This window comes from Glaciecola sp. 1036, from assembly GCF_050306235.1.
Lineage (GTDB): Bacteria > Pseudomonadota > Gammaproteobacteria > Enterobacterales > Alteromonadaceae > Glaciecola.
The window spans coordinates 1-14,611 of record NZ_JBLWFH010000008.1 but is presented as its reverse complement, the minus strand read 5'-3'; the positions used below and the strand labels follow the sequence as shown (position 1 = coordinate 14,611).

The 14,611-nt window shown below is 40.2% G+C and carries 11 protein-coding genes; 6 read left to right on the top strand and 5 right to left on the bottom strand.

Going from position 1 to position 14,611, the window contains the following annotated elements; genetic code table 11:
* Positions 1-147 precede the first annotated feature (147 nt).
* From ACNKW3_RS12570 to mazG, 3 genes are read right to left on the bottom strand one after another with little or no spacing between them, the layout of a single operon-like run.
* Complete coding sequence (locus tag ACNKW3_RS12570; RefSeq protein WP_427399651.1) at positions 148-3,741, bottom strand: hypothetical protein; 3,594 nt, start codon at positions 3,739-3,741, stop codon at positions 148-150.
* Positions 3,742-4,707 carry a D-2-hydroxyacid dehydrogenase gene (locus ACNKW3_RS12565; protein WP_427399650.1) on the bottom strand — a complete coding sequence of 322 codons (966 nt, stop codon included), beginning with the start codon at positions 4,705-4,707 and terminating at the stop codon, positions 3,742-3,744.
* A gap of 25 nt (positions 4,708-4,732) precedes the next feature.
* Positions 4,733-5,554 (bottom strand): nucleoside triphosphate pyrophosphohydrolase, encoded by an 822-nt coding sequence (mazG, locus tag ACNKW3_RS12560; protein ID WP_427399649.1) that lies wholly within the window; start codon positions 5,552-5,554, stop codon positions 4,733-4,735.
* Positions 5,555-5,830: 276 nt separating this feature from the next.
* Here mazG and ACNKW3_RS12555 point away from each other — a divergent pair, with 276 nt between their 5' ends.
* The 6 genes from ACNKW3_RS12555 (at position 5,831) to ACNKW3_RS12530 (ending at position 13,528) form a co-directional block, all read left to right on the top strand.
* A complete protein-coding gene (locus tag ACNKW3_RS12555; protein WP_427399648.1) occupies positions 5,831-6,406 on the top strand; it encodes an RNA polymerase sigma factor in 576 nt (191 codons plus the stop codon).
* Between the two features lie 2 nt (positions 6,407-6,408).
* Entirely contained in the window at positions 6,409-6,834 is a 426-nt protein-coding gene (locus ACNKW3_RS12550; RefSeq protein WP_427399647.1) for a FecR/PupR family sigma factor regulator, read from the top strand.
* A 93-nt stretch (positions 6,835-6,927) separates the two neighbouring features.
* Positions 6,928-9,927: a TonB-dependent receptor domain-containing protein gene (locus ACNKW3_RS12545; protein ID WP_427399646.1), complete on the top strand. Its 3,000-nt coding sequence runs from the start codon at positions 6,928-6,930 to the stop codon at positions 9,925-9,927.
* 68 nt (positions 9,928-9,995) lie between these two features.
* Complete coding sequence (locus ACNKW3_RS12540; protein ID WP_427399645.1) at positions 9,996-11,474, top strand: SLC13 family permease; 1,479 nt, start codon at positions 9,996-9,998, stop codon at positions 11,472-11,474.
* Positions 11,475-11,490: 16 nt separating this feature from the next.
* On the top strand, positions 11,491-12,327 hold the full coding sequence (locus tag ACNKW3_RS12535; protein ID WP_427399644.1) for a DUF4886 domain-containing protein: 837 nt from the start codon (positions 11,491-11,493) through the stop codon (positions 12,325-12,327).
* Positions 12,328-12,355: 28 nt separating this feature from the next.
* Positions 12,356-13,528, top strand: coding sequence for a M14-type cytosolic carboxypeptidase (locus ACNKW3_RS12530; protein ID WP_427399643.1), 1,173 nt, complete (start codon positions 12,356-12,358; stop codon positions 13,526-13,528).
* Positions 13,529-13,735: 207 nt separating this feature from the next.
* Here the strand turns inward: ACNKW3_RS12530 and ACNKW3_RS12525 are convergent, their stop codons facing one another.
* Together ACNKW3_RS12525 and ACNKW3_RS12520 are read right to left on the bottom strand one after the other, a co-directional pair.
* The gene (locus ACNKW3_RS12525) at positions 13,736-14,083 is read right to left on the bottom strand and encodes a low molecular weight protein tyrosine phosphatase family protein (RefSeq protein ID WP_427399642.1); all 348 of its coding nucleotides are present in this window, start codon (positions 14,081-14,083) and stop codon (positions 13,736-13,738) included.
* The gene (locus ACNKW3_RS12520) at positions 14,073-14,291 is read right to left on the bottom strand and encodes a hypothetical protein (protein WP_427399641.1); all 219 of its coding nucleotides are present in this window, start codon (positions 14,289-14,291) and stop codon (positions 14,073-14,075) included. The genes ACNKW3_RS12525 and ACNKW3_RS12520 overlap by 11 nt, the downstream gene beginning before the upstream one ends.
* Positions 14,292-14,611: the final 320 nt, after the last annotated feature.

Here is a 14,611-nt window from a genome sequence, read left to right as displayed (position 1 = left end):
CCACAGTGTCAACTAGTCACTGTGTTAACCAGATTTATGCATAGGCTAATCTATTTAAAAAATAGAAAAATTATAGAATTTGTTAACCTCGTTTCGATTATTGGTAACAGAATTTTTACAAATTCGCTTTTTATAACGATATCGCTTTTACCTTCGGTGGATTTCTGGTGAGCGCAATCGGTTAGTTAAGGCAAATATAAATAAAGACAGCATTACCCAACCCAAGATGCTGTAAAGGGAGCGTGCCCACTGCCAAAAACTCAAACTCGAAGGTGTATGGGAAGATAAAGAAGCCTCAACAGTGGATATCAAAGAGCCATGCTGGGTAAATTGAGGTTTTTCTACCATCAGACTAGGTGTTCCCAAGGTACACCGTCTTTCCTGACCTAAATCTATCAAAGGTAAAAATATGTCTGCGGCGTAAAGTATAGGCTGAATATTTCGGTTACATGGAAGCACAGGAAATTGTGCATCTTCGGTTGATGTAAAACTAGTATCTGAAGTAGAGTTTAATTGATTAACAGTAACTGTTTCCATCACCATAACACCTTTTTGATTAGCCACTTCCACCATTAATCCCCCCACCAGGATGAAAGCTAACAACCAGCAAAATACCCGATTGGGAGACAATCCAAATTTAGAAGATATTTTGTATAAATAGTGCAAGAAATATACTAAAGGACTTAAATAACCGGCATTCTTAGCATATTTTAAACTCGAATATTTATGTGCCTCATAATCAATTTGCCGCGCTAGTTCGTGTACACCTTCTTTGCGAAAAGTTGCGGCAGCTTGAATATAGGGAAAGCTTTGGAATTGCCATAAATTGACTTTTCTCGGCTCATCTTCGGCATTCAGAAAGGGAGCCCATTTTAAAAACCGGATCAACCTGTTCGATTTCTTTGCAGCCGGTTTTGTGTATTGTAAACTTAACCAGTTCAATCGATGTTTTATGCGACTTTTAATCGGCGTTTTTTCTGGCTTTAGCGGTTTTATCGCCCACTTATTTGACGCTAACTCATTGCTCAGGTGTACAAAGCCGATTTTATTAAATACCTCAGACAGATTTCGAACAAAGTTCGCTCGTTTAGTTGTTAGGTAGAAAGTAAATTTATGCCATATGGACCAAGGCTTATCTTTTGTTAATTCACTGTCGTTAAATCTATTGTAGGTAAAGTTGGTAAGTTTAAGGGTGATGTCTTTACCCCAAGCCTGACCATCATCATCAATTAGTTGATTCACTGATGTATCACTTAAATCTACATATGCAGTTCCTAACCCTGAGGCTTTTAATTCTTGCGCTAGTTTCTGATTTATTAAGGTTAATAACTGCTCTCTTTCTTCTTCCGTTATTATCTCGTTATCCGGCTCATTTTCTGTGTATAGCGAAGGGCGGGTAAAAGATTCGCTTTTAATTCTAAAGGGAGCAATGGTTTTTGGGGTCGCTCTTTCATCAAAAGTAAAAACCGTTGTTTCTGAAACGCATACCAGATAATTTGTCTCTTGAATCACAAAATAATATAAAAAAATATCCTTCCCATATCTTGTGTAAGCCCTGAATAAGTAGCGATCTGAAGGTGACAATACTTTATTTTTATCAATTTCTTTTGCCTCGTCGCTGGCCAAAGGTATCGACTTTAAAGGCTCTATTTCAGATAAATCTCTACCAGCATCTGTCTTTATTAAATATTCCTTTGGTAAGTGATTTGCGGATTCAAAAACTACAAAGGCCCCCTTTTGGGCCCAAATATTTGCACAAAATAATTTAATATAGTCTTTGGCTTTTTCTTCCGTTGATATGTCCAATTCATTTTGTTCATTTAATGAATGAAACAAATTTGAATTACTGTTACATAAAATTAAATTCTCTTTACTTAATGGCTTGTCTTTTCTAACTAAGAAAGAAGCACTTCCTTCGTGATCATCCGCGGTAAAATTACCTGAATAATCAGCCTCGCAATAATAATAATTAGGATAACAAAGGCTTGGATAAAGCCTTACATTTTTGAGGATAATATCGTCAAAATTGACTTTCATTGGATTGTTAAACATCAGCGCTTGACCAATTTGACAGCGCGTTAATAAAAACTCGTTTTGTTCCTCACTATCCTCGTTCCCTTCGAAGCCTCTAAACTTGACATTGTTGAGTTCGAATGAACCTTTAATTATGGCTTCTTGTGCATAGAAACTGCCGCTTATAGTAGCTTCCAAAGTACAATAGCCATCAATTTCCGATTTGGTTAACCCTAAATGCTGGGTATCAGCACTGATAAAAAGATTACCGGCGACTTTAATACTTCTTAAGTCAAGTTGGCAGTACCGAGTTTCTATAAAAGTATCAATTGTATGGCGTTTTATTCGAATGGATAGTCCTGAATTAAAAACTGAGTTTCTCATATCAAGCGATTTTTTAAGATCAACATTGCGCAACTCCCCAATACCTTGAACTGTATTTCGCTGAAAATCTAATATAGAAACTGAATTTTCATCTCCAATTTTTGTGTTTTGAATAAAACAATAACCTCCGATGGTACAATCAGAAACTTGCATGTAACCGGCGAATTCAGAACTAATAATTTGACCTTTGAAGAGCACATGCTCAGATACAAAATTACCTGTTATTGACGTATTTTGCATCACCAGCGAATATGTTTTATCCGCTCTATCCACCTTAACTCCAGCTATATATACACCACCTTTTATAGACGCATGGGATATTGTTATTGCTAAGGGAGTCTTCATTTGGACCATGGAATGTTGAGTGACAAAAGACCCCACTACTAAGCCGTCTCCCAGTTTAATTTGGTTGAAAGATATAGAAACGCCCTGTTCGTCATCAATTTGCTTTGCTGAAGGTCTTACTTGAATACCTCTTATTTCGAGTAATCTATCGATACTTGCACCAAAAAAGTTTAGACCTCCTTCAAGCTCGCTTTTATTAATCAACTCTTTTTCATCAGAGGATTTATCCAAGCTATGCACACTGGGTTTTAAACTCAATCCGCCTTTAATTTGAGCGCCCTGGGCCAATAAGGCATAACCTTCACCCGCTACTAGCTTGCTTCCCAAGAGCCAAACATCACCTTCAACTAGGGTATTTCTTAATTTAATACCGCCAATGGCTGTGAGCCCTTCCTTTACTTCAATGTCCCCACTGACCTTGGCATTGAGTAAATTTAACGCATAACGAGGGGTTTGCTTGGAGGTTAATAGATCTCGTTTAGGGCAATGAAGATTTGCGTCGGTAAGTAACAGGCTTCCATCAATAAGGGCATCTCGTGCATTGACCCAACAATAGGTTTGATCATCGACCGGACCAATAGCGTTCAAATTTAAGGTACCGTCGATACGACAATTATCTAACGAAACGGTAGCTGTATCTGAAAAATCCCCAGCAAACACTGAACGCTTCAACACTAGTCGAGATAGTTGGGCGTTATTGGCGCTAAAGCCTCCATTAAACAAGCAATCTTTGAATTCTAATGAAGGAACTTTCCCGTTTTCAACACAATCAATATTATCGAGATCTAAACGTCCCTCAATGGTAACTTTTTCAAGTGTGATGCCTGCTCGCGAAAGTTTATATACAACACCATCGATAGGAATGCCTAAAAGCACTTTTTTAATTAACTCAGCCCTTATAACTGAGGGAGCACCATGAGCATCTGTAGTACAGCAATAGGCGTTGGCTGTTTCTAGCCCGGACAAAAACTCCTTTTCAGCATCCGTAATAATCATCATCTAGTTCCTTGATTCAAGCCAATCTTTTAGGTTTCCAACAACTAAGTGAAGCAATTTCTGTCGGGCTTCAACTGCTCCCCATGCAGTGTGGGGCGTTATGATCAGATTAGGTAAACTGATCTGCAATAGGGGGTTATCTTGGTTCGGAGGTTCAGTAGACAGTACATCTAAACCAGCGCCTGCGATTTCTTTGTTCTGTAAAGCTTGGGCTAAGTCAGTTTCATTTACCAAGCCGCCTCTGGCGGTGTTGATTAGAAAAGCTGAAGGTTTCATTGCGGATAGCACTTTTCGATCAATAATCTCTTTTGTTTGCTCTGATAGTAAACAATGCAAACTGAGTACATCCAATTGCTCAAGCCCTTGATAAAAAGGAACTCGCGTCACATCATCTGTTGCCGATGAAGTTTGGTTACCTGGTCGATTGAGCACAATAACCTTCATACCAAAAGTTCTGGCGATGCTAGCCATTGCTTGCCCCAACTCTCCATAGCCTAAAATGCCAATGGTTTTGCCCTCTAGGGTGTTAATGGGATAGTCTAGAAAACAAAACTGGCGACTTTTTTGCCATTTCCCATGCTGCACATCATTAGCGTATTGAATAAGACTGGTAGATAAGTTAAGTAGTAGCGTAAATGCGTGTTGGATAACCGAACTGGTGCCATAGCCCTCAACATTTTTGACTTGAATATCGTTTTGTTGACAATATTCCATGTCGATATTATTCGTACCAGTTGCTAGTACCCCTATGTATTTAAGTTTGGAAAGTTTGCAAAGCGTTGCTCTAGTCAATTGCACTTTATTAACCAAGATAATTTGTGCGTCAGTCGCTCGTTCGATAACTTGCTCAGGCGCAGTGGCATCGAAGTATGTAATATGCAAACCATAGCTTTTTTGCAACTTATCCAAACTAGATAAATCCAATTTATCCGGCGCTAAAGATTCAAAATCTAGGACGACAACTTTCACTTTCTACTGATTCCTTTTTGCTCAGCTATTGTTGTTTTTTTTCTAACGATTTAACCGACTGCCAGACTGACTCCATTTGTTCTAGGTTAGCCTCTGAAAGCACTAAGTTAGCATCTTCAAATTGTTTTTCTACTGCGCCAAATCGACGACTAAATTTCTGATTCGCATTGATTAATGCGGTTTCAGCATTTACACCTAAATGACGAGACAGATTCACCACAGCAAATAAAAGATCGCCTACCTCTTCTACCACTTTTTCTTGAGTAACCCTGGAATGGTTTATCTCTTGTTCAATTTCAACAATTTCTTCTCGTACTTTTGCAAATACAGAGGATACGTCATCCCAATCAAAGCCAACTTTTGCACATCGCTTTTGAATTTTTTCGGCGCGTAATAAAGGTGCCATTCCTTGGGGGATGTCATCTAAAATACTGTTGTTTTCTGGTATCCCTTTGACTAACTTTTCTTGACGCTTAATTTCATCCCAGCGTTGACTTACAGCTTCGGCATTTTGTTGTACCTCGTCGCCAAATATATGCGGATGACGGCGAATTAATTTTTCACACACTCCACCAGCAATGTCGTCAAATTCAAATGCATTTTCTTCATGCCCTAATTGAGCATAAAAAACAACTTGGAACAGTAGGTCGCCTAATTCGTCTTTTATTTCAACCATATCGCCTTTGGCAATTGCATCTGCCACTTCATACACTTCTTCAATGGTGTAAGGCACTATGCTAGAAAAGGTCTGCTGTTTATCCCAAGGACAACCTTTGTCTGGATCCCTTAGCTGCTGCATGATATCCAAGAGCTTGGACATATGAGAAAGTGATTGCCAATTATCCATTCAGTTGTCTCTAATCATAAATTTAGCCTTAACTTTACTATCTATGCAGGCATATTCCTACGTCCCATAATGACACTCCGAAGACGCATAGATCAAGTATGCCAATCCACTAGCTCCAAACTCGCCATTAATTTTTTCCCAGCTAAATAAAATTTTTCTGGGCGCTAAGATTAGTTTTGTAGTATGTTAATGATTAGTTAATAACACAAATTATAAGTAGTCTAATCACTAAGGCAGGGTTAGACATCATTTTTGTAAAGCAAAAAGTATAAAAAAATGAAAATAGAATACCGCCTACGTAACGAGCAACTCTTTAACGATTTGCACAATCAAACCTTTCCTAGGTTAGTGAGAATGTTAACAGCTACCTGTGCTAACAAGCAGGAAGCGGAAGAAATTGCCCAAGAAAGTTTATTAAAAATCTTCACCCTAGTTGAAGACAAGTTTTCCCAGTGTTGTTGCAAAGCTGAGCTTGAGAACTTGATTCCGCTTGCATTTAGAATAGCTAAAAATACTGCGATTAGCCGCCTCCGTCATCTTGAAGTCAGACATAAATATCAACAACATCTGAGTCAAAAAGAACAAATGATAGAGTCGATTGAAACTTCCGTCATAAAACAAGATATGTCTAACTTGATGTTATCTGCAATTAACCATTTACCCCCTATTTGCAGAGAGGTTTTTGTTCGGCGAAAGATTCATGGAAAATCTTATAATGACATCGCTAATGAATTACAAATTTCTGTCAAAACCGTCGAGAACCACCTAGCTAAAGGCATGAAACTATGTCGCCAATTTGTAGTCGATAAAAAAGCACAAAAAAGTTTTGTTAGAAAAGTGGTATCAGGCTAAATATGAATTTAAATGACTGGACGGGTTATCAAATAGACGAAGACGTCTTGGATCAAGCTAGCCAATGGCTAGTAAAACTGGATCGCTCTGACGAAGAGTTCGCGCAAAACTGCTTAAGTGCTGCCGACTTCCAGCATATGCAACAGTCTTTTAATCAGTGGCTATCCCGAAACCCCAAGCACCAAGCTGCGTTTTATCAAATGTCTGAAGTTTGGGCAAAATCGGCGGTTATGTCCGAGTTTGAGAAGTTCATAGACAGAACCGAAGTCGTGCAATTTCCTCACAAGAGTTTTTCTCAACCTGTGCTTGTTTCTAATGATATCGCCCCACAAGTGTTTTCCAATACCTATGAGGAATTAAGCGCGCCAACTTGGGTTTATAACACTGCGTTAGCCATCATTACTTTAGGCGTTTTCTTCGCTTTTTAATTTTTTTTCAAAATTTCTTTACGTTTTAATAGGGGATTTTCATTTTTCATGCGTTACACCTGTTGCGAACAATAAAAACAGGAAGGACGCTCAATGAACACAGGTCTAAAACACACTTATTATAGAACCTTAAATAAAGTCGCATTAGCCATCGCTTTTGCTTGTACCAGTACTGCTTACGCCCAAGATATAACAGAACAAGAACTCAACGAAGACGAAGAAGTAGAGAAAATCTCAGTTGTTGGTTCGAATATTAAAAATGCCCAAGTATCAGAAGCACTTGCGGTTTCCGTTATTGGCTCAGAAGACATCGGAAATTTAGGCGTTGAATCACTAGATGATCTTTTACAGTTTATTCCAGAGAACGGTCAAAACTTTTTTAGTGAAGCTGAAAACATTGCCGGTGGCGTAAATGCCGCTCGCGGTGATGTTGGCGCATATAATTTACGAAACTTGGGTACCGGAAACACTTTAGTGCTTCTAAACGGTCGACGCATGGTTAATGCGGCTTCTTATCAAACCGAAGAGGTAGGTGGTAGTTTTGTTCCTGTTAATTCAGTGAACGTCAATACAATTCCGGTAACAGGTCTTGATAGAGTAGAAGTATTACGTGATGGTGCTTCGGCGATTTATGGTGCAGATGCGGTAGCAGGCGTAGTAAATCATGTTATCAAGTCAGACTTTGTCGGCTTTAACGTGTCTGGTCGATGGACTGAATACGATAACATTCCTAGAGACACTCAAAGATTAACTGTCGAGTGGGGTAAGGATTTTAACGACGGCAAAACTAACGTCAGTGTCTTTGCCAATTATTACCAGCGTGACCGCGTAAATTCTCAAGACGATCCAAGATGGGCCAATGCAGACTTTAGGGACCGTGTACCTGAAGACTCGCCTTGGTTTGGAGATACCGCTTTTCGAAATGATACCGCAAACTCTTTGTTTGGACAGTTTGACTTGGTGTCAAGTGCTACGTCTTCAGGTCTACGTAATATTTTTACCGACAGTTCAGGTGAATTTGAGACCTATCCCATAGGTGATGAACGCTGTCAGTACGTACTAAATGCTACCACATGTGGCGCTATCGACGGTCAAGGGACCTACCGCTTAAATTTGAATGCAGATAGAGACTTAAGTTCTGAATTAGAACGAGCGAACATCTTCTTGTTTGTAAATCACGAATTCGAAAATGGCGTTGAAAGCTTCACCGAACTTTCTTGGTATCAATCAAAAACCAATTTGAGACGCCACCCTTCTGCCTCTTTCACTGCGTCAAAGTTAAGAGTTGGCGCTGAAAATTATTATAACCCCTTTGGCCCTTGCGGTTCACCTAACAGATTAGCGGATGATCTTATTCCAGATGTGCCATGTTCAGGTTTAGAACTAATTATTGATAACTATCGCTTTGCTGAATTACCAAGAATTGTTGATAACGATGGTGATACCTACCGCATATTACAAGGCTTTAGAGGCTATTTTGGTGATTGGGACTGGGAAGGTGCCTTCAGCCATTCAAAAGCGACTAAGGACGATGTAACACATAATCGTGTATCCAACATTCTGATGGCTGAAGCACTATTTGATCCTACCCCAGAAGCTTATAATCCGTTTAGCGGTGGCGTTGATTCAAATATTGAACGAGCCTTGGTTGATGTGGTCCGTTTAAATGAGACTGAATTGACTACCTTAGATTTCAAAATTTCTACTCCAGAAATCTTCCAACTTCCTGCCGGTCCTGTAGGTTTTGTAGCGGGCGCAGAGTATCGCGAAGAATCCTTCTTAGATGATCGAGATCCACGCTTAGATGGCACTATCGTTTTTACAGACTATGAAGGTGACACCTATCCGTTCGTATCTGACGTTGTAAATTCAAGTCCAACACCGGATAGTAGTGGTGAACGTGATGTCATCTCCTTATTCGCTGAATTACAAATACCCGTACTTGAAAACTTAGATGTTCAAGCCGCAATTCGTTACGAAGATTTTTCTGATGTGGGTAACACTACCGTAGGTAAAGTTGCTTTTGGCTGGCAACCTCATGAGGCGTTCTTGTTACGTGGTTCTTGGTCAGAGGCATTTAGAGCACCTAACTTAATTACCATAAATGAGAGCATTGTAGTTAGAAGCAATACTAGAACCGATTATACCTGTTTATATGCGGCGGAAAATGGCGGTGATCCTGATCAAGATACCTTAGATTGTAGCAACTCGACTCAACGTGTAGCTCAAGGTAGTCAAAATCTGATTCCAGAAGAATCAACCAATACTAATTTAGGTATTGTGCTTGCGCCAATTGATGATTTGACCATCACTGTCGATTACTGGTCTATCGAAAAAGAAAACACCATTGGCTTATTCGGCGAAGAAAACCACACTGTTCTCGACTTACTTTTGAGACTTGAGGCAGGAACCGCAAGTTGTGATGGTGCTACCTTTAACCCGGCAGTATCTAGAGGTACGGCAGCTGACGATGAAGCGGCTATCTACTTAGCAGCAGGGATTTGTCCAGCAGGTGCAGTAGAATTCATCGATGATAATTATGCTAACTTAGATACTCGTAAACTTGCTGGCTATGATATTGGTGTGTACTACGATGTTAAAACTGATATCGGGCGTTTCAAATTCAGCTACAACGGTTCTTTCCTCGATAAGTTTGAGCAGGAAGCAGGCGGCGAAGCTGCACGTCTTGTTGAAGCTGCTGAAAGTGGTCTCATCCCAGCAAGCATACCGGTTGACGGTTTTGCTGATCTGATTGGTCGTGACGGTAATCAAGAGCAACGCCATTCTGCTCGCGTATCATGGCGCTATCAAGATTGGGGAGCGTCTTTAAGTGGTAATCGAGTAGGCAGTTTCTATCAAAGCTCGCTAACATTAGACGATGGCACCCGTTATGTCATTCCATCAATGACCACCTTTAATGCAACCCTGGACTATCGTTTTGATGTAAACGATGTGGCCACTCGTGTTCGCTTTGGTGTGGTTAATTTAACTGATGAACGAGCGCCTTTGGCGGATCGTTATTTTGGTTATTTTTCCGATGCCCACCAAGATTACGGTCGTAGCTATTACATAGACGTAAGAGCTAGCTTCTAAACAAATGATCTCTTTACAGGGCCTGTTATTGCAGGCCCATTTTTTGTAAAACAACAAGGATCAAAATAATGCAAAATACGTTACTCACGCGTCATGCGCGAGCGACTTATCAGAATATTGGCCTAATTTTAGGGCCCTTGATATTTGCTGCGATGATGTTTTTTGATGGCTCGCAAGTAGTGATGGAAGTCGCTTCTTGGCGAGTTGCCGCTGTCGGCTTATGGATGGCGGTATGGTGGGCCACTGAAGCCGTCCCAGTGCCCGTAACCGCGTTTTTACCCGTGGTCATGTTTCCATTTCTTAGTATTGAAAATATGGGGAATACCACAGCTAGTTACGCCAACCCCATCATTTATTTATTTTTGGGCGCTTTTATCTTGGCAATAGCAGTAGAGCGTTGGATGCTTCATAAGCGCATTGCACTGGCTATACTATCTATTACTGGCACCGATGGTCGCTATTTAATCGGTGGATTCATGTTGGTAGCTGCGCTGCTTTCCATGTGGATGACAAATACCTCCACCACAATGATGCTGATGCCCATTGCTATGTCAGTTGCGAATATGATTGCTGAGCAAAACAGTGACTTACCCGAAAAAGAAGTAAAATCCTTTCAAATTGCAATGTTGCTTGGACTTGCATTTGCCGCCACCATAGGTGGATTAGCAACGCTAATAGGCACACCGCCGAACGCTTTACTCGCAGCATTTTTAGAAGAAAACTACAACATCCAAATTTCCTTTGCCAGTTGGATGATGCTGGGCTTACCGGTAATTTTAGTCATGTTACCTCTAGCTTGGATAATACTGACTAAATACGTTTTTAGCGTCAACATTCCTGCTAACCAAGAAGTAAAACTGCATCTTAAAGCGCTTAGTGAAGAGCTTGGCCCCATGAGCAAAGCCGAAAAACGAGTAGCCATTGTATTTGTGCTAGTGGTCATTTTTTGGATCATCAGACGCCCGTTATCCAGTTGGTTAGACATTAACTTTCTTTCCGATACCGGTATCGTAATGACAGCCGCTTTATTGCTTTTCTTATTACCTAGCGGAGATAAAAAGCAACAGCAGATTTTAGTCTGGGAAAATGTGCAACGACTTCCTTGGGGAGTATTGATTTTATTCGGTGGTGGCCTAGCATTAGCTGCCGCTGTATCTAGTTCTGGACTGGCACTTTGGTTGGGCAGTAACTTAATGCCATTAGGTGCTTTTGGTGTCTTTGCGTTAGTTGTTGCGGCTACCGGTTTAGTGATATTTTTAACCGAACTGACCAGTAATGTTGCTACTGCAGCTACATTTTTGCCTGTAGTCGCGGCCGTTGCCTTAGAACTAGATGTATCGCCTTTACTACTATGTATTCCAATTACCTTGGCGGCCAGTTGTGCCTTTATGTTACCTGTTGCTACCCCACCCAATGCCATTGTATTTGCTTCTGGACTTATCACCATTCCAGACATGGTAAGAGCAGGTGTAGTACTCAATCTAGTGGGTATGGTGTTACTTACTATAGTGTCGGTTTGGTTGGCACCTATGATCTTTTTACCCTAACAATGTAAGGAAATAGATGTTGAACATTTTTAAGTTAATTTTGATCTTTGCGAGCCTGTGTTTCATGGTCACTACTTGCACAACACAAGCAATTGAAAAAGCGCAAAATCCAGTTGTTGATCCAATTGAGCCTGCGCCTAAAAAGATACTATTCGTGGGTAACAGTTTTAGTTTTTATAACAATGGCATTCATAATCATTTAGGCAGCTTGATAAGAGCTGCCGGTGAATGGAAACGCGGCGAAAATAGATTGAGACTACAAACCCTGTCCGGAGGGCATATTTTTGAAAATTTGCCCATGTTACAAGCGCATCTTCAGATAGTAGACGACAGCTGGCAGGCTGTGGTCTTGCAAGGACATAGCAATGAACCCATTCGCAAAAATAAGCGTAAAAAGTTTCAGGCTGCAATAGATGCCGCGATTAAAACAGTAAAAGAAAAGGGCATGTCACCAATTTTATTTATGACCTGGTCTTATGCTGATACCGCAGGAATGACTGAGTCATTAAAAAATGCCTATGTAGACGCCGCTCAAAGGAATAACATTTTATTAGTGCCTGTAGGGTTAGCATTTGATAAAGCAGCTAAAACCTTGCCCAGTATAAATCTTTTCGTACCTGATGTTACTGGAGTGACGGAAATTGATGGTAAAAAACAAATTGCCTATGGTGAAACACTTAAACATCCTAGTGCAGCTGGTACATATTTGGCGGCTTGTGTGTTTTACGGTGCTTTATATAACAAATCCCCTGAAGGCAATATATTTCATTCGAGCTTAACGTCCGAACAAGCATTGGCACTACAAAAGTTAAGTTGGCAAGTTGTAAGTGATTTTCGCCAGCACAATGATTAAAGGTTAACAATTAAGGTAAAAAGACTTCATGCAATTAATTCGAACACCGATTCTGCTTATACTTTTTCTAATTGCCTCATCCCCAGTCTTTGCCTGTGATTTTGGTAATATTCAATTCTCCAAAGATTTCGATGGTGGAAAATTAGATAGTTGTAAGCAGTTAGGCGATAACCGCTTCATGGTAACCTCTACACCAGAAGATGAACCTATTAATCCAAGCCCTTGGTACGCCTTTAAGGTGTCAGCTAAAACGGTTCCTAGCACTATTGAGGTAATGATTCATTCACCTAAAAGTAACCAGCGTTATGTCCCCAAAATAAGTACTGATGGTGAACATTGGCAAACTATTGACTTTGAAATGGATGGTGCTGATTTACATCTGACGCTGAATATTACCGATCAAGAGGTTTATGTCTCGGGCCAAGAATTATTGACCATGGACGATTACCAAGAATGGATGCAATCGGTGCTAACGTCCCAACGCTTCACCAAAGTTAACATTGGTAAATCATTCCAACAACGCCCTATTGATGGACTGATTGTTCAACAAGACACTAACAACGAATGGTTAATTGTAATCGGCAGACAGCATCCACCTGAAGTCACTGGTGCCATTGCAATGCAAGCATTTATAGACAAGCTCGCACAGACTAAGCCACTGACCCAAAGATTTTTTGAGCGCTTTAATTTGCTAGTTGTGCCGCTGGTAAATCCTGATGGCGTAACAAACGGAAATTGGCGTCACAATAATAACGGGAAAGACTTAAATCGCGATTGGGGCAAATTTACTCAACCTGAAACAACTGCAATTGGCCAGTATATAAATGGATTGCTTACCAACGGACAGCGTGTTGTATTTGCATTGGATTTTCATTCTACCCAACAAGATATATTTTATACTATGCCGACTGATTATGGTTTGGTGCCGAAAGACTTCTCTGAGCAATGGTTAGCCGCCCTGAAAAATCAAAGGTTAGGCTCTTTTACCGTGCGTGAGCGTCCAGGTTCAAGCCCTGGACGTGGCGTATTTAAACAGTACATTGCAGATACTTATGGTGTGCACGCAGTAACTTATGAATTAGGTGATAACACTGAGCGTAAGTTAATTCCACATATCGCGAAGTTAAGTGCTCAATTGCTGATGCAACAGATGCTAGCTACACCTAAAGCTGCTTTTATTCCGCAAAAAGAAAAACTGTAACTGATAGTCTTACTTAGAAATATTTTATGACTAACACTTAACTATGTAGTGCAGTTTTCAATCTCGGGGTTATTGTGCGACCACATATTTTTGCAAGGCATGATATGCGCACAACCTGAACAATTTATCGCTTGGACTAAATAGATATGTACCTAGCTACGCCGATTGGCGGTTAGTTTTAATGTCTTCTTGTATTTCTTTGTGGTGTTAAGTGGGCGTTTTTCGATCCAAAATTTCAGAAACTTTGCTGTCAAGCTCATCGACTAACTCTGGATCCATAAGTTTGTACTCATCAGGAATATCCAAAACAAATAAAGGTTTATAATCCAATAGGCGAGTGAATTCGGCCAAAAGCCTATTTTTATGCTTCTTTTCCATGACGAATATATAGTCAGCCCAGCGGATATCCGCTGGACTGACCGTTTTTCTAGCATTTGGGCTTGTACCAGCCGAGCGAGAATTGAAACCAGGGCGTTTTCTCCAGATTTCCTCACCAGTAGGGCTTCGCCATTGGTTGCGACTACAGATAAATAGTAGGTTTACACTATTTTGCATCTGAAGGAAATTCCTGTTCTAAAAGTTGTCTATTACTTTTTATGGGATAGTCGAATCCAAGTTGCTTAGCTCGAGCTAATTTATTTTTACGAAGATACAATAGCTTCCATTTCTTTTCGGCCTTATTAAGCTCGTTTGAACCCTTGCCTTTTCCTTTGTTGACTCTATCGTTAAACCTTCTCCAGGCTCTATTTCTATTTTTACACATTTGTCTTTCCTTTAATAATTATCGGGTTCAGCAGCCGCGATAATACGGAAAGCACTCATTAAGATTGTGAAATCTAACGATTTAATCTCGACCCAGCAGGTCGTTTTTCAGATTCCTATATTAGTAACAAATAACAAATTCTTTTGCCAGCACTAGTTTTCAGAAGAAGAGGCATTTATTTAATGCGAACAAGTTAGTAGTCTCTCTGAAGGCTTAAATAGACAAATTGCTGTCATAATGAAATTAACTACGAAGAATCGTCATCGTGTATATGGACTCCCTTTTCAGATCAAGGATTATTTGGACATTTTTAGGAAGAA